At 38.3% G+C, this 16,534-nt stretch carries 17 protein-coding genes and 2 pseudogenes; 15 read left to right on the forward strand and 4 right to left on the reverse strand.

Going from position 1 to position 16,534, the window contains the following annotated elements:
* Positions 1-3: 3 nt before the first annotated feature.
* Entirely contained in the window at positions 4-525 is a 522-nt protein-coding gene (locus LEUFL_RS0105520; protein ID WP_010008039.1) for a hypothetical protein, read from the reverse strand.
* Complete coding sequence (locus tag LEUFL_RS09995) at positions 512-910, reverse strand: phosphatase PAP2 family protein (RefSeq protein WP_010008040.1); 399 nt, start codon at positions 908-910, stop codon at positions 512-514. Before LEUFL_RS09995 ends, LEUFL_RS0105520 begins: the two co-directional genes overlap by 14 nt.
* Before the next feature lie 330 nt (positions 911-1,240).
* Here LEUFL_RS09995 and LEUFL_RS0105530 point away from each other — a divergent pair, with 330 nt between their 5' ends.
* Positions 1,241-1,696, forward strand: coding sequence for a nucleoside 2-deoxyribosyltransferase (locus LEUFL_RS0105530; RefSeq protein WP_010008041.1), 456 nt, complete (start codon positions 1,241-1,243; stop codon positions 1,694-1,696).
* Positions 1,697-1,772: 76 nt separating this feature from the next.
* Here the strand turns inward: LEUFL_RS0105530 and lexA are convergent, their stop codons facing one another.
* The gene (gene lexA, locus LEUFL_RS0105535) at positions 1,773-2,408 is read right to left on the reverse strand and encodes a transcriptional repressor LexA (RefSeq protein WP_010008042.1); all 636 of its coding nucleotides are present in this window, start codon (positions 2,406-2,408) and stop codon (positions 1,773-1,775) included.
* Between the two features lie 192 nt (positions 2,409-2,600).
* On the opposite strand from lexA, the gene LEUFL_RS0105540 reads away from it, so the two are divergent.
* The gene (locus tag LEUFL_RS0105540; protein WP_373419076.1) at positions 2,601-2,849 is read left to right on the forward strand and encodes a YneF family protein; all 249 of its coding nucleotides are present in this window, start codon (positions 2,601-2,603) and stop codon (positions 2,847-2,849) included.
* Between the two features lie 89 nt (positions 2,850-2,938).
* On the opposite strand, the pseudogene LEUFL_RS11695 reads toward LEUFL_RS0105540, so the two are convergent.
* Positions 2,939-3,582 (reverse strand): annotated as a pseudogene (locus tag LEUFL_RS11695) (lysophospholipid acyltransferase family protein).
* Positions 3,583-3,646: 64 nt separating this feature from the next.
* Here LEUFL_RS11695 and LEUFL_RS0105550 point away from each other — a divergent pair.
* The 13 genes and pseudogenes from LEUFL_RS0105550 to LEUFL_RS12490 all read left to right on the forward strand — a co-directional run bounded on the left by LEUFL_RS0105550 (position 3,647) and on the right by LEUFL_RS12490 (position 16,465).
* Positions 3,647-4,411 (forward strand): tRNA1(Val) (adenine(37)-N6)-methyltransferase, encoded by a 765-nt coding sequence (locus tag LEUFL_RS0105550; protein ID WP_010008046.1) that lies wholly within the window; start codon positions 3,647-3,649, stop codon positions 4,409-4,411.
* Positions 4,399-4,677 (forward strand): GIY-YIG nuclease family protein, encoded by a 279-nt coding sequence (locus tag LEUFL_RS0105555; RefSeq protein WP_010008047.1) that lies wholly within the window; start codon positions 4,399-4,401, stop codon positions 4,675-4,677. The genes LEUFL_RS0105550 and LEUFL_RS0105555 overlap by 13 nt, the downstream gene beginning before the upstream one ends.
* A 127-nt stretch (positions 4,678-4,804) precedes the next feature.
* Positions 4,805-5,581, forward strand: coding sequence for a 30S ribosomal protein S2 (gene rpsB / locus LEUFL_RS0105560; RefSeq protein WP_010008048.1), 777 nt, complete (start codon positions 4,805-4,807; stop codon positions 5,579-5,581).
* A gap of 108 nt (positions 5,582-5,689) precedes the next feature.
* A complete protein-coding gene (tsf, locus tag LEUFL_RS0105565; RefSeq protein WP_010008050.1) occupies positions 5,690-6,565 on the forward strand; it encodes a translation elongation factor Ts in 876 nt (291 codons plus the stop codon).
* Positions 6,566-6,673: 108 nt separating this feature from the next.
* Positions 6,674-7,402: a UMP kinase gene (gene pyrH, locus LEUFL_RS0105570; protein WP_010008052.1), complete on the forward strand. Its 729-nt coding sequence runs from the start codon at positions 6,674-6,676 to the stop codon at positions 7,400-7,402.
* The gene (frr, locus tag LEUFL_RS0105575; RefSeq protein ID WP_010008054.1) at positions 7,402-7,947 is read left to right on the forward strand and encodes a ribosome recycling factor; all 546 of its coding nucleotides are present in this window, start codon (positions 7,402-7,404) and stop codon (positions 7,945-7,947) included. Before pyrH ends, frr begins: the two co-directional genes overlap by 1 nt.
* Positions 7,948-8,186: 239 nt before the next feature.
* On the forward strand, positions 8,187-9,131 hold the full coding sequence (gene glyQ / locus LEUFL_RS0105580) for a glycine--tRNA ligase subunit alpha (protein WP_010008056.1): 945 nt from the start codon (positions 8,187-8,189) through the stop codon (positions 9,129-9,131).
* 57 nt (positions 9,132-9,188) lie between these two features.
* Positions 9,189-11,240, forward strand: coding sequence for a glycine--tRNA ligase subunit beta (gene glyS, locus LEUFL_RS0105585; protein ID WP_010008057.1), 2,052 nt, complete (start codon positions 9,189-9,191; stop codon positions 11,238-11,240).
* A gap of 124 nt (positions 11,241-11,364) precedes the next feature.
* The gene (gene lepA, locus LEUFL_RS0105590; protein ID WP_010008058.1) at positions 11,365-13,218 is read left to right on the forward strand and encodes a translation elongation factor 4; all 1,854 of its coding nucleotides are present in this window, start codon (positions 11,365-11,367) and stop codon (positions 13,216-13,218) included.
* A 108-nt stretch (positions 13,219-13,326) separates the two neighbouring features.
* Positions 13,327-14,397 carry a zinc-binding alcohol dehydrogenase family protein gene (locus tag LEUFL_RS0105595; RefSeq protein WP_029508679.1) on the forward strand — a complete coding sequence of 357 codons (1,071 nt, stop codon included), beginning with the start codon at positions 13,327-13,329 and terminating at the stop codon, positions 14,395-14,397.
* Entirely contained in the window at positions 14,397-15,290 is an 894-nt protein-coding gene (prmA, locus tag LEUFL_RS0105600) for a 50S ribosomal protein L11 methyltransferase (protein WP_010008060.1), read from the forward strand. The genes LEUFL_RS0105595 and prmA overlap by 1 nt, the downstream gene beginning before the upstream one ends.
* 1 nt (position 15,291) lies before the next feature.
* Positions 15,292-16,031: pseudogene (locus LEUFL_RS11700) on the forward strand (RsmE family RNA methyltransferase).
* Between the two features lie 191 nt (positions 16,032-16,222).
* Positions 16,223-16,465, forward strand: coding sequence for a hypothetical protein (locus LEUFL_RS12490; RefSeq protein WP_141557417.1), 243 nt, complete (start codon positions 16,223-16,225; stop codon positions 16,463-16,465).
* Positions 16,466-16,534 lie beyond the last annotated feature (69 nt).

A 16,534-nucleotide genomic window follows, 5' to 3' on the forward strand; every position in this document is an offset into this window, starting at 1 on the left:
TTTTTATACTCTTTCAATCATAAATACAGAAATACTATCTGTTTGGAAAAGTGCTTGTTTAAAGTCTGCGGATAATAAGCTTTCTCTAAAAGGCTGCCAATTTTCAGGCACATGATTAAATTTAGCAATTAAAATACCACCGTGTGTTAAACGTAATAATGTACGCTCGATTTGATTTAAATAGTCATTGGGCTGAGCGTCTTGATTATCAACATCATCTGAATAATCAAATATGATAGCTGATGCTTGAACTTGTGCACCCATTTCTTGAACAAAATCGCTATCTAAAGATTTACCCAGTAGGGTTACACGTTCTGATAAACCACTCATAAAAAGAGAGGTTACAGCACTATTTGCATTATCCTTAGTTAATGCATAACTTATAACATGACCGGTAGCGCCAACACGAGTTGCCAAGAAGCGCGTATTATCACCGTTAGCAGTTGTAGCATCAATCACAGTATCGCCAACCTGAATAGTTTGTTCGAAAATATAATGTGTAAAGCTATGACTAGATGGTAGCATGGTTATTATCCTCCAAAAGTTTTCTTGGTAATTTAAATAAATAATGGCTGGAAATATAAAGCAAAATGAAGCCTAACGATATGCCTGCAAGGATATCACTGGGATAATGCACGTTAATATAGACACGGCTAATGGGAATTATCAGCATGAGCATAGCAAGTAGTGTCAATAGAAAGCGTTTGATTAATAATACACGATATTCACGATAAATAATTAAAAATAACGTACCGTAAAATAGTATTGATACCATGGCATGACCAGAAGGGAAACTAAAGCCATGCTCTAAAATGAGTTGTGGGGTGGGGCGTGCACGCATAATAATCTGTTTGACAACGATTGTTACTAATCCTGAAAAAATAATGGTGTTAACTAAGAGTAATACCATTGCCCGATAGTTTTTTAGTCTACCTAATAGTAAGCAGATAAGCATTAACAGAATGGCTATTGTCGAACTATTGCCTAGTTGTGTAACATTGATAAAAATAAAATCTAATACTGTGTTACGTTGGATGAGGATATGTTGCAGGGTATGGTCAAATTGCTGAAGCCAGGTGGCGTTGTTAATAACACCGTAAGTTAAAGTGATGAATAGTAATATAGCACCTATAAATAATGGAAAAGATAAATGGTATTTTTTGTCATGGTATTAGTATATCCTATTGGGAGTTCTTGAGCTAAGCGATTTAATCCATGTTAAACTAATATTATTAATGGATTGGAGTATTTTGATGACCAAAAAGATTTATTTAGCAAGCCCTTTTTTGATGATGAACAGATTAATCGCGTTAAACAAGTGGAATCAGCTTTGGCAGCAAACGACACTGTTGCATCGTTTTTTTCACCACGCTTAAATCAACATGAAGAATTTGAATTATTCAGCGAACCTTGGCGTCAAGCAACGTATGCAGGTGATGTCAAGGCGATTGAATCGGCAGACGTATTAGTTGCCGTTATTGATTATGAAGATAATCAAGTGGATCCAGGAACAGCATGGGAATTTGGCTATGCTGTCGCCAAGGGTATTCCGGTTATTGTGTTAAAAGAGAAATCGGGTGCTGTAAATTTGATGATGGGTGTGCCATTACAGGCTTATTTTACAAATATCGAAGATATTCAACACTATAATTTTGATGAATTGAAAACTGTACCATTCTCTGGCGAAATCTTTTAAGATAAGTGTCATAAAAAATACCTCCAGCGTTAAAGTTCGAACTTTAACTTTGGGGGTATTTCATTTGATTCTATTTTTAATAAATAGCGTCACGATACAAACCAACAACTTTTCCAAGAACAGTTACACTTTGTAAAATAATCGGCGCCATAGTTGTGTTTTCTGGCTGTAATCGGTAGTGGTCCGCTTCTTTGAAAAAGCGTTTGACCGTTACTTCGTTGTCCTCATTCATAGCAACAACAACTTCGCCATTATCCGCATTATCTTGCTTACGGACAATGACTTTGTCACCACTAAGAATACCCATGTCAATCATAGAATCACCACGAACATTTAACATAAAAAGGTCACCATCAAACTGTGCTAAATCATCTGGGATAGGGAAAAATTCAGTTGCATTTTCTTCAACTGCTAAAATGGGTTGCCCCGCAGTGACCACACCCAATACGGGAATCCGGCCAGGTGTTGTTGAAACCCCTAGAATTTCCAAGCCGCTAGTTGTGACTTCGATGGCGCGGGCACGAGGCTTTTTAGTATCTTTTTTTAGATAGCCTTTTTTCACGAGGCGCTCAATATGTCCATGAATTGTAGAAGATGAAGATAAGCCAACTGCCTCACCAATTTCTCGTACAGTCGGTGGATATCCTTTATTGGTTTGCGCTTCATGTATGAAACGTAAAACTTGTATTTGTTTACTTTCTTGGCTTGCCATTTCTATCCTACTCGTTATAAATTAATTTCAGTATATCGAATTTTTGTTCGTAGTTCAAACATATGTTCGTAATTATTTAGATTTTTTAAATTATTAAATGTTTCTTATCCGCTTTTATGGTAAAAGCTTGTTAACTCTGATAAAATGTTTACAGACTAATTAAGGGGATTTAACAAGATGAGTACAGGTTTAATGATGGTATTAGTTGCAGTTATTGCTTTAGCAGTGGGATTGGTTGGTGGTTTCTTCCTAGCACGTAATTCAATGAAGAGCTACTTACAAAAGAACCCACCAATTTCTGAAGAAATGATGAAATCAATGATGATGTCGATGGGACAAAAGCCATCACAAAAGAAATTGAATCAGATGATGGCACAAATGAAGCAACAGCAACAAAAAAGTAATTTATTCTACTATCCCTTAATATACCAAATGAAATAGCCATCGATTTAGACAACTTAGTCTACAGCGGCCGTTGCTAATGATGGGATAATTTAAAAAGCCTGAGGCAACTATGCTCAGGCTTTTCTTCATGAGTGATTCTGATTATTTTTGGGATTTGGGTCTTCATAATGCCAATCAGGGTTGATATCATGATCTAATTGGTCAAAAGCAGCTTGCATTTGTTGTGCATAATCCGCAATAACTTCATCTGTAAGCCTTTTTTACGGTCAATATTGATAGGTTTACCGAAAGCAACAGTTGTATTATTACGACGGAAAAGTTGCCCAAACGTCACAGGGCCTTGATAAACTGCAGGTACAATTTGTTTACCAGCTAATTTTGCAATAACTAGGGCACCAGATTTGAGCTCGGATGAATGACGCGATCCAGAAGGGAACATGACAAGGGAACGCGTACCTGACTTGAGTTCGTTGACTGGTGTCTTAATCACGCTTGGTCCAACATTATGACGATCAACGGGAAAGGCGCCGGCTTTGGTGATAAGCCATGCGAGTGGTTTGAATCGAAATAATTCGATCTTTGCCATAAAAATAAAATGTTTGGGGTAGGCTGCAATTGCATACCAAACGGGATCCCACCAGGTACGGTGCGGTCCAACTAAAACATAATTATCGTCTGGTAGGTTGTCCTTCCCCATATAGTGGATACGCCCATTGATTGTCCAGATGATACCGACAGCTACACTTCTTAAAAAATCATAAAATTTCATTAAATAATACACCTCATTTATAATCCTTAGTATTATCTCAACTAATAGAAAGAAACGCAATATTATGATAGAAACTCATCTTAAACCAGGCGAACGATTGGATGGCCTTTCGTCGCAAAATATTTATATTATTCAAAATCCAGATATGTTTTCATATTCATTAGATGCTATTTTACTCGCGTATTTTGCGCAACCTAAAGGTAAGGGACGTGGCATAACGGTTGATCTTGGGTCCGGTACAGGCGCAGTGGGTTTGCTTTATGCGCCCAAAATTACTGGAATTGTTAAACTCGTTGAAATTCAGCCAGAGCTCGCAGAAATGTCACAACGCAGTATTGTCACTAATCATTTGCAGGAGCGCGTGAGTGTGGTTAATCGCGATATGAATACAATTTTTGATGATATTAAACCAGGGAGTGTGGAAACTGTGTTAAGTAATCCACCATATTTCCCACTGAATGCGACTACAAAAACGAATATTGATAGACATTATGAATTAGCTCGGCATGAATTGACCATTGACTTACCTAAACTTGCACAGATTGCAAACAAACTATTAAAAAATAATGGTAAATTTTACATGGTACATCGACCAGAACGTCTAACAGATATTTTTGCCGCGTTTGCTGAACGTAAGTTGATGATTAAACGTGTGCAATTTGTATATGGCAAAGCTGGTCGGGAAGCCAATATGGTATTAGTTGAAGCTATAAAGGCTGGTAAACCTGGAGGCGTACGAATTTTACCACCAATTATCGCTTATACCGAAGATAATGCATATACGTCGCAAGTGCATGAGATACTTTATGGTGACGTATGGAACAAATAAGCAAAATTTATTATTTCTATGTTTTACACACTGCTGATGATTATTTCTATGCCGGTTTCACAGATGATGTGGGTAAACGTTTTGCTGTTCATCAAGCTTTCAAAGGTGCAAAATTCACTAGAGTAAAGTCTCGACATCCACTCAAATTAATCTATGCAGAAGCTTTTACAACCAAAAGTGATGCATTAAAGGCGGAGGCTGCTTTTAAAAAGCTCACTCGGACACAAAAAGAACATTTCTTACATGAACACGCTATTGACTGGTAGTTTATAATCATGTAAAATGTAAGGGTTGCATAAGCAATAAATACACACGGTAGATGAGTTCACATAGGTGCAGAAATGTCATTATGAATGCAGAATTTACCGGAGGCAAAACCTAGGAGATTAGAACATGGCAGTTATTTCAATGAAAGAACTTCTTGAAGCAGGAGTTCATTTCGGACACCAAACACGTCGCTGGAACCCAAAGATGGACGAATTCATCTTTACAGAGCGTAATGGTATCCACATTATCGATTTACAAAAGACAGTGAAGTTAGCTGACGAAGCTTATAACTTTGTGCGTAATGCTTCTACTGATGGTGCTAACATTTTGTTTGTTGGTACAAAGAAGCAAGCAGCTGATGCTATTGCTGAAGAAGCAACACGTGCAGGTCAATACTTTATCAACCATCGTTGGTTGGGTGGAACTTTGACAAACTGGAACACAATCAAGACACGTATCCAACGTTTGAAGGATCTTGAAGTGATGGCTGAAGATGGTACATTTGATGCCTTGCCAAAGAAGGAAGTTGTTTTGTTGAACAAGCAACATGCCAAGTTGGAAAAGTTCTTGGGTGGTATCAAGGATATGCCAGGTTTGCCTGACGTATTGTTTGTTGTTGATCCTAACAAAGAAGAGATTGCAATTAAGGAAGCCCGTTCTTTGAACATTCCTGTTGTTGCAATGATCGATACAAACTCAAATCCTGACCTTGTTGATGTTAAGATTCCTGCTAACGATGATGCTATTCGTGCAGTTCGTTTGATTACTTCAAAGATGGCTGATGCTGTGATCGAAGGTCGTCAAGGCCAAGATTCAGCACCAGAAGATGCTTTCGTTGAAGGTGATGACAACGTTGAATCAATTGAAGAAATTACAAACATTGTCGAAGAAGGCAACAAGTAATTAATTATACTAAATGCCGTTCCACGCGGACCTGTTTGGGACGTGAAGCGGCATTTTTTAATGCAATTTGTTATAATAAAACTAAATTATTTTTAGAGGAGCACAATAATGGCAATTACTGCTGCACAAGTGAAGGAATTACGTGATAAGACAAGCGTTGGTATGATGGACGCAAAGAAGGCTTTGGTTGAAGCCGATGGCGACATGGAAAAGGCAATTGATTTGTTGCGCGAAAAGGGAATGGCTAAGGCAGCTAAAAAGGGAGACCGTGTTGCTGCTGAAGGTATGACTTATGTTACTGTTGAAGGTAACAAAGCGGCAATCGTTGAATTGAACTCAGAAACTGATTTCGTTGCAGGTAATGCAGAATTTAACGAATTGCTACGTACAGTTGCAAAGACAATTGTTGAAGCAAATCCTAAGGATGTTGAAGCAGCACTTGTATTACCAGTTGCAGATGGACAAACTTTGAACGATGTGATTATTCACACAACACAAATTACTGGTGAGAAGATTACGTTGCGTCGTTTCGCGGTAATCGAAAAGACTGATGCAGAAAACTTCGGTGCTTACTCACACATGGGTGGTTCTATTTCTGCGTTGGCTGTGTTAGAAGGTGCAGATGAAAGTACTGCTAAGGATGTTGCAATGCATATTGCTGCTATTGCGCCTAAGTATATTGCTGATTCTGAAGTGCCAGCTGAAGTTATTGCGCATGAAAAAGAAGTACAATTGAAATCTGAAGATCTTGCTGGTAAGCCAGACAACATCAAAGAAAAGATGGTCGAAGGACGTATCAAGAAGTTCTTGGCTGAAATTACTTTGTTGGATCAAGATTTCGTTAAAAATGGGGACCAAACAGTTGCTCAATTCGTAGCAAGTAAGAATGGTTCAGTAAAGTCATTTGTTCGTTACCAAGTTGGTGAAGGTATCGAAAAGAAGGTGACGGATTTAGCTGCTGAAGTTGCTGCACAATTAGGCTAATTTAGCATGAAGATGCGCTGTTTTGTTGGCGCATCTTTTTTGAGACGTTTTACTGAAAAGCCAAGCATTTTGGTATAATTAAACAAGCAAAGGTAGAAGAGGCAAATAATGAGTAATAGCGTAAAGTATAAACGTGTATTAATGAAATTATCTGGTGAAGCGTTGGCTGGCGACAAGGAAAGTGGTATTGACTTAGAGACGGTCTCATCAATCGCACAAGAATTAAAGGATGTATACGATTTGGGTGTACAAATTGCCATTGTTGTTGGTGGCGGTAACTTGTGGCGTGGTGAGCCAGCAGCTAAAGTAGGTATGGAACGTTCTCGTGCCGATTACACAGGTATGCTTGGTACCACAATGAATGCATTAGTTTTGCAAGATGCATTGCAACGCACGGGTGTTGATACACGTGTACAAACAGCTATCGAAATGCGTCAAATTGCTGAACCTTATATTCGTGGCCGTGCGATTCGCCATTTAGAAAAAGGACGAATTGTTATTTTTGCGGCTGGTACAGGTTCACCTTACTTCAGTACTGATACAACAGCAGCTTTACGTGCTAATGAAATTAATGCTGATGCGATATTGATGGCTAAAAATGGTGTGGATGGTGTTTATTCAGCAGACCCAAGAACACATGAAGATGCAGTAAAGTTTGAAGAATTGACCCATCTCGATATCCTTAAAAAAGGTTTGAAAGTGATGGATTCAACGGCTAGTTCATTATCTATGGATAATAATATGCCACTCGTTGTATTTAATTTAAATACACCAGGAAACATTAAGCGTGTTGTTCGTGGTGAAAATATTGGTACCACAGTTAAAGGAGCAGAATAATGAGTTTTGATTTTTCAGACGCAAAGGCACGGATGCAAAAAGCCCAAGATGCTTTACAACGTGAATTAGCTGGTATCCGTGCGGGACGTGCTAATCCAGCATTACTTAATCGTGTTGAAGTAGAATACTATGGTGCGATGACACCACTTAATCAAGTGGCATCAATTCAAGTACCAGAAGCACGTATTTTATTAGTAACACCTTTTGATAAAACAGCATTGGATGCAATTGTGCATGCAATTAATGTTTCTGACCTAGGTTTGAATCCTGCTAGCGATGGTAATGCCATTCGTTTGGTAATTCCACAATTGACAGAAGAACGTCGTAAGGAATTATCTAAAGATGTTAAAGCTGAAGGTGAAAAAGCTAAAGTCGCCATCCGTAACATTCGACGCGATGTTATGGATAGTATCAAAAAAGATGATGCGCTTAACGAAGACGATATGCACAAGGCCGAAACTGAAGCTCAAAAATTGACAGATGAGAATGTAAAGGCTATTGACAAAATAGCAGCAGAAAAAGAAGAAGAATTATTAACTATCTAATTATTTCTTGACGAACGCCGTCCTGCGGTGCATAATAACATGGTATATATTGCAATTTCTTAATGACGTGAAGTGGCGTTCACCGAAAGAATTGGAATACTCGAGTGTCGGATAATATATCCGGAAATCAGGTGGAACCGCGCGAAGAGCGTCCTGATGTCATTTTGACATTAGGGCGCTTTTTGTGTGCTAATGAATCTAATTTAAACCCAAAATAAGTGAATGGAGTCGAATGTGATATGTCCCAGAAATTATCTTTACAAGATATCATCTTAACTTTGCAGAAGTATTGGAGTGCGCAAGGTGCTAATTTAATGCAAGCATATGATAATGAAGTTGGTGCTGGTACGATGAGCCCTTATACTTTTTTGCGTGCCAATGGTCCAGAGCCTTGGAATGCAGCATATGTTCAGCCTTCTAGACGTCCAGCCGATGGCCGTTATGGTGATAATCCAAACCGTATGTTCCAACATCATCAATTTCAATTAGTGATGAAGCCTTCACCAGAAAATATACAAGAGCTATATCTTGGTTCCCTAGAAGCACTAGGTATCAATGCCTTAGAACACGATATTCGCTTCGTGGAAGATAACTGGGAAAACCCTTCAATGGGTGCCGCTGGTATTGGTTGGGAAGTTTGGCTAGATGGGATGGAAGTAACGCAGTTCACTTATTTCCAACAAGTTGGTGGTATTGAAGTAGATTCTGTCACTGCAGAAGTAACTTATGGCTTGGAACGATTAGCATCATACATTCAAGAAGTGCCAACAGTGTACGATTTAGAATGGGGAAACGGTGTATTATATGGTGATATCTTTAAAGAACCAGAATATGAGCACTCTGTTTATGCATTTGATGAATCAGATCAAGAACTTTTGTTAAAGCATTTTGATGATTATGAAAAAGAAGCAACACGTCTATTGGCACTCGGACTTGTACATCCTGCATATGATTATATTCTAAAGTCTTCACATACTTTTAATTTATTAGATGCTAGAGGGACCGTATCTGTTACTGAACGTGCAGGATACTTACATCGTATTCGTGCAATGGCACGTAAAGTGTCGCATGTCTTTATTGAAGAACGTGCTAAGCGTGGTTTCCCATTGTTAAAAGATGAAGTACTACGTGAGAAATATTTAGGTGAAAATGGCAAGTATGTGCCTAATAAAGATGAAAAATAATCGCATTATTCATTGATACACCAAACATTATTGAGCAAATATAGGAGTACAAAGCAAATGGCACATACATTTTTATTAGAAATTGGTTTAGAAGAAGTACCTGCACATCTTGTAACAGGTGCGGCAGAACAGTTAGTCAAGCGGACACAAGCTTTTCTTGAGCAACACAGATTAGATGTTGCAGAAATTAAGTCTTATTCAACACCTAGAAGATTAGCTGTCCAACTCATTGATGTTGCAGAAAATAGTGCATCGATTGATGAAGAATATCGTGGTCCATCTTTAAAAATTGCAAAAGACGACACCGGTAATTGGAGTAAAGCTGCACAGGGGTTTGCCCGAGGAAAAGGGGCCACGCCAGATGATTTCGTTGAAAAAGATGGGTATGTTTTCGTTTCAAAACATATTTCAGGAGTACCTGCCATCGATATTTTAGCTAATATTGGTAGTGAAGTTGTTGAGCAAATGAAGTTTTCAACTTACATGAAGTGGGCTAATTTTGATTTTCTTTATGTCCGTCCAATACGTTGGTTAGTTGCGCTATTTGACAGTGACATTGTTGATTTTTCAGTTCTAGATGTTCGTTCTGGTCGCACGACACGAGGACATCGCTTCTTGAGTTCGGACAACATCGACATTTTAAATGCTCAAAGTTATGAAGAAACATTGGCATTAGCGCATGTTGTGGCGGACGCGCACCAACGTAAACAAAAAATTCGCCAGCAATTAGATGATATTGCAGCACAACACCAATGGGTGCTGCATGTTGATGAAGACCTGCTAGAAGAAGTGAATAATATTGTTGAGTGGCCCACAACTTTTTCAGGTAGCTTCGATGAGAAATATTTAGCTGTTCCTGATGAAGTTTTAATCACTTCAATGCGTGAGCATCAACGTTTCTTTTTTGTGACAGATCAAGATCAGCACTTATTGCCTTATTTTGTATCCGTAAGAAACGGTGACGCTAATCACTTACAAAATGTGATTGCCGGAAATGAAAAGGTCTTGATTGCACGCTTGGAAGATGCAGTCTTCTTTTATCAAGAAGATCAGCAAAAGACAATTGCTGATTATATGGAAAAAGTTAAAAAGCTTGTCTTCCACGAAAAAATTGGTAGTGTTTATGAACACATGCAGCGTGTTAAACAACTTGCAGCGCAATTAGCAGAATCATTTGATTTCACAACACAACAGCAGCAAGATCTCTTACGCAGTGCTGATATTTATAAGTTTGATTTAATGACTGGTATGGTTGGCGAATTTGATGAATTGCAAGGTATTATGGGTGAGCATTATGCTAAACGCTTTGGTGAAAGTGATGCCGTAGCTGCTGCTATTAAAGAACATTATTTGCCAGTTAGTGCAGATGGTGATTTGCCGGTTAGTGATGTTGGCGCAGTGTTGGCCTTAGCTGATAAGTTAGATGGTATTATATCTTTCTTCGCTGCTGGGTTAATTCCAAGTGGATCAAATGATCCTTATGGGTTGCGTCGTGCTGCAACAGGTATTGTGCGCATTTTGAAAGACAAAAAGTGGCACATCGCCTTAGCTGATGTTTTAGCAACATTTATACCAAAGAATTCAGCAACAGAGGGTGCTGATCTACAGACGATTTTGAATTTCATATTGGATAGAGTGCGTAAAATTGAGAGTGATAAAGGTATTCGCTCAGACATTATTGCAGCAGGAACACAAATGAAGTCAATATCAGATATTGTGTATATTGATGAACGCGTGCATGTTTTAGCACAACATGCACAGGATGATGCTAATTTCCGAGAAGTTATGGAAACTTTGACACGTGTTCAAAAATTAGCGCATGGATACGTCGCACAAGGGGAAGTTCAAGTGGAGCTATTAGAAAACGACGCTGAACAGGCATTATATCGTTTGACACATGAATTGAATCTTGATGTATTGGTGAACGAAGGGGCTGAAGTTGTTTATACGACTCTAGCTAATTTGACACAAGCAATTCAAGATTACTTTGATAATACAATGGTGATGGTTGATGATGAACGAATTAAAAACAACCGCTTGACACAATTAAGCCAAATTAATCGTTTAATTATGCAATTAGGTGATTTGAATCAAATTGTAACAAAATAAAGCGATATATAATGATTAAAATAATGCAAAGCGCGGGTTTATCCAGCGCTTTTTTATTGGTAAAATAAGAGTGTATATATAAAGAAAGAAAACGCATTGTAGTGAGATAATGCGCTAGAAAATTATGCCTAATATTGATATTAACGCTTTAAAAGAAAGACAAAAACATATTCGTAACTTTAGTATTGTTGCGCATATTGACCACGGTAAGTCAACAATTGCTGATCGTATCTTAGAACAGACGCATACTGTTGCTGAACGTGATATGCAAAATCAATTACTTGATACGATGGAGCTAGAACGAGAACGTGGTATCACAATTAAGTTAAATGCTGTTGAGGTCCATTATGATGCAAAAGATGGCGAGACGTATATTTTTCATTTGATTGATACACCAGGACACGTTGATTTTTCATATGAAGTATCACGTTCTTTGGCCGCTGCTGAAGGCGCAATTTTAGTTGTGGATGCAGCACAGGGCGTGGAAGCACAAACATTAGCCAATGTTTATTTAGCTTTGGATAATGACTTAGAAATTTTGCCAGTCATTAATAAAATTGATTTACCTGCTGCTGATCCTGAAAAAGTCAGACAAGAAATCGAGGATGTTATTGGTATTGATGCATCGGAAGCAGTATTAGCATCGGCAAAGCAAGGTATCGGTATTCCTGAATTACTTGAAAGAATTGTAACTGATTTACCAGCACCACAAGGGGATTTAGAAGTACCTTTACGTGCACTTATTTTTGATTCGGAATATGACGCTTATCGTGGTGTCGTACTGAACTTGAGAATTAAAGAAGGTATCGTTAAGCCTGGCGACCGTATTCGACTTATGAATACAGGAGCGGAATATGACGTGACTGAAGTTGGTGTCATGTCACCAGATGCACAAAAACGTGATTATTTGATGGCTGGAGATGTTGGCTATTTAACAGCATCTATTAAAGATATTACGACCACACATTCAGGGGATACAGTAACATTGGCTACTCATCCAGCTGAAGAACCTTTGCCTGGTTATCGCCCTATGACGCCGATGGTATATGCAGGATTATATCCAGCAGACAACGCGAGATATACAGATTTACGTGAAGCCTTAGAAAAATTGCAGTTGAATGATGCGGCATTGGAGTTTATACCTGAGACATCACAGGCTCTAGGATTTGGGTACCGTGTTGGATTCCTTGGATTACTGCATATGGATGTGATTCAAGAGCGTCTAGAGCGTGAATTTAATTTAGACTTAGTAACTACAGCACCGTCAGTAACCTATCAAGTAACCAAGAGCGACGATGAAGTTGTTGAAATTGAAAACCCATCAGAATTACCTGAAGCTAGTCAAATTAAATCTATATTAGAGCCTTACGTCCATGCATCGATTATGGTGCCAAATGAATATGTTGGTGCAGTGATGGAATTAGCCCAGCGTAAACGTGGTGAATTTGACACGATGGATTATTTAGATGCCTCACGGGTTAACGTTAAATACTATATTCCGCTTTCAGAAATCATTTTTGATTTCTTTGACCGCTTAAAATCTAATACACGTGGGTATGCATCATTAGATTATGAAATTAGTGGTATGCGACAAAGTGATTTAGTTAAGATTGATATTTTACTTAACAGTGAGAAAGTAGATGCATTGAGTTTCATTGTTCATCGTACATTTGCTGCTGAACGCGGTCGCATTATCACGGCTAAATTGAAAGAGTTAATTCCACGTCAAAACTTTGAAATTCCAGTTCAAGCAGCGATTGGCTCTAAGATTATTGCACGTACTAATATTAAGGCTTATCGCAAAGATGTGACATCTAAAATTCATACTGGTGATCCAGATCGACGTGCTAAATTATTGGACAAGCAAAAAAGAGGTAAAGCACGTATGAAGGCTGTTGGTATTGTGGATATTCCACAAGAAGCATTTATGGCAGTATTGAATACAGATGATGACGAACAATACTCACGTGGTAATTAGTCGTATCGTTACTGATTCACTTTTTTGTTTATGGTGCTAAGATAGTGATAGAAGTGCTATTTCAGTAAATTGAAAACGTGTCGAACAAGAAAGAGGTTGGGTATGGCAATATCAGTTATTGACAAAATTAAAAAATTTTGGCCATTTGGTCAAGTGAAAATGACGGCTATTGGTGTAGATCAATTCTTGCCTAGCCAAGACGCTCGTGCTTTTACTGCCAAAGTAATTGCACGGCCATCCGCTACCAGTCGAGATTTATTAATTAAAGTATTGGCAAGCGCTATTAATCCAGTAGATATTAAAATGCGAGAAAGTTACAAAAATAATGGTGAATTTCGTGTTTTCGGTTTTGATGCTGTGGGTGAAGTAATCAGTAAGGGATCTCAAGTTACAGACTTTCAAGTTGGTGATAAAGTATTTTATGCGGGCGCACAGATGCGACAGGGATCTAATGCGGAATATCAATTAGTTGATGAACGTTTAGTCGCATTAGCACCCCAGACGTTGCGTGATGAAGAAATAGCTGCAATGCCGTTAACCTCAATTACTGCCTCAGAAATTTTAGGGGATGCTATGGGCTACCAGATTGATAGTAACAGCGCGCAAGGACATACGATTTTTATTGTGAATGGTGCTGGAGGTGTTGGTTCAACTTTAATTCAATTAGCTAAATATATGGGGATGGTTGTTATTACGACAGCCTCTCGTCCAGAATCAGTCGCATGGGTTAAATCTTTAGGTGCTGATTACATCCTTGACTATCATCAAGATTTACAAGTACAACTTACAAAGATTGGACATGATCAGGTAGATAATATTGCAATTTTACAGAATACAAATGCCTATTGGTCTCTTGTTCTGCAAACGATTAAGCCGTTTGGACATATTGTTTCAATTGTAGAAACGACAGCGCCAATTGATATGGCACCTTTGAAAAATCGAGGCGTTCAATTTAGCTGGGTATTTATGTTTGCTAAGGCAAACTATGGTATTGCCATGGAAACACAAGGGCAAGCATTATCTAAGATTAGTCAACTATTAGAAGAAGGAAAAATTAAGTCGACATTAACCAAAACCTATCATGGGTTAACAGCTGAAAATATTCGGCAAGCAACTCAAGACGTGGAAAGTGGCCGAATGATTGGAAAAGTTGTTGTGCGACATAATGAGGAAATATAATGAATTGGCAAGCGATTACTGTCAATACCAGTGATGAAGCCATCGAGGCAGTTTCTGCCATTTTAATGGATGGTGCTGGTGCAGAGGGCGTTCAAGTGAATGATCAAGTGACACCCGTAAAAATTACAGCTTACTTTGAAGATAATGCTGCTATCCGTCATATTATTCAGACGATAAAAACAGCATTAGCAAGCTTAGAAAGATATGGTATCAATGCGTCGCCTGCAACACTAGATATTGCAGGTATTAGCGAAAAAGATTGGTCTGATAACTGGAAAGCTTATTATCATGCGACACGAATCACACGTCATCTCACTGTGGTACCAGCTTGGGAATCGTTTTTGCCACAGCAAGAGCATGAGTATCCTATCTTTTTGAATCCTGAACTATCTTTTGGAACAGGAACACATCCTACAACCAAGCTCATGTTGCAGGCCTTGGAAACAGTCGTTCGTGGTGGAGAAACCATGTTAGACATTGGTACTGGATCAGGCGTATTATCGATTGCAGCGAAACAGTTGGGCGTGGCACAGATTTTAGCAACAGATGTTGACGACGATGCGGTCCAAGTTGCTCGAGATAATTTACTTGTTAATCCGATAGCACAAGATGTTAAGGTTATTGTTAGTGACTTGATGGCAGGTGTTGATTCAGCGCCTGTTGATTTAATTGTGGCTAATATTTTAGCAGATGTGATTGAGTTATTGATCCCACAGATTTGGGGCTATTTAAAACCAGGTGGTTACTTTATGGTATCTGGTATTATCGAGGCGAATGCACATCATATTTTGAATCAATTCACTGACGCTGGCTACCAAGTCATTCAACATAATCAAATGGGAGACTGGCATAGTTTTATTGTTCAAAAACTAGTCGATGAGGAAATAGCATAGTATGCAGAGATACTTTTTAAACAATGAAATATCAGAAACTTTCACATTAACATCAGATGCTGATGCCTTTCAACATTTTGGTAGAGTATTACGTGCTAAGATTGGAAGTCAAGCAGAGTTCGTCACCCCATCTCAGAAAGTGATTTATATTGCTGAAGTTGAAACATTGGATCGTCATGAAATGGTGCTGCGTGTTATTGATGAAAAAGATGCAGGAGACATTGAGTTACCTATTAGTATTGATTTAATCGTTTCACCTTTAAAGAATGATCGCTCCGATTGGTTGGTTCAAAAGGCTACGGAATTAGGTGCCAATCGAATTATTTTTACTAAGATGACACGGACAGTAGCTAACTGGGATCGACAGTTACCAAAAAACAACAACGATTACAAAAAATTGCTAAAGCTGCTGCGGAACAATCCCATCGATTAAAAATACCTGAGATTGTATTTATGAGTTGGCAAGATATTCTCAAAGTGCCAAAAGATGCTGGTATTGTGGCATGGGAAGAATCAGCACGCCATAATGAACATGCGGCGCTAGTGTCGGTTGTTAACCATCACCAACATAGCAGATTAGCGATGTTATTTGGACCAGAGGGTGGATTAACAGAAAATGAAATCCAAGATTTAAGCCATCATGATTTTCTGTCAGCAGGATTAGGCCCAAGAATATTACGTGCGGAAACGGCGCCATTATACGCTTTATCTGCTGTTAGCCTATTGTGCGAATTGGTATAATTCGTTAAAATACATTATATACATTTGGAAGTTGGTAAACTTATGGTAAAAAACAATCTTAATAAAAGCTATGTTTATCATATTCTAATATCACTATTTTTGGGTGTTTTTTCGCCTTATTTTAGTAGATTACTAGGATTCAATGAATTGACGCGTCTTGCTTTGGTTTATTTTTGATTAATGGTGTCTATATGCTTTATCTTGGTTTGTATACAAGGAAAAGAGGGTTAACACCTTTTATATTGGTTGTCTTACCCTTAGGATTCAGCGTACTTGCCACATTACTATGGCAAGCAGTATCAACAGATTACGGATTCTACTTTAGTGGTTTATACCTCATTCTTGGTCTATTTACATTTTTTGGTGATACACGTGATGATCCTGATGAAGATATGATTCAAATTGAACATGATTTTCAAAGTGATGATATTTAAGGCGTCTTGAATATTGGCGAAACAGTTATGATATATTGAATTAAATAGCTAATAAAAAGCATGTACTCG

The sequence above is a fragment of the Leuconostoc fallax KCTC 3537 genome (assembly GCF_000165675.1).
In the GTDB taxonomy this organism is placed as follows: domain Bacteria; phylum Bacillota; class Bacilli; order Lactobacillales; family Lactobacillaceae; genus Leuconostoc_B; species Leuconostoc_B fallax.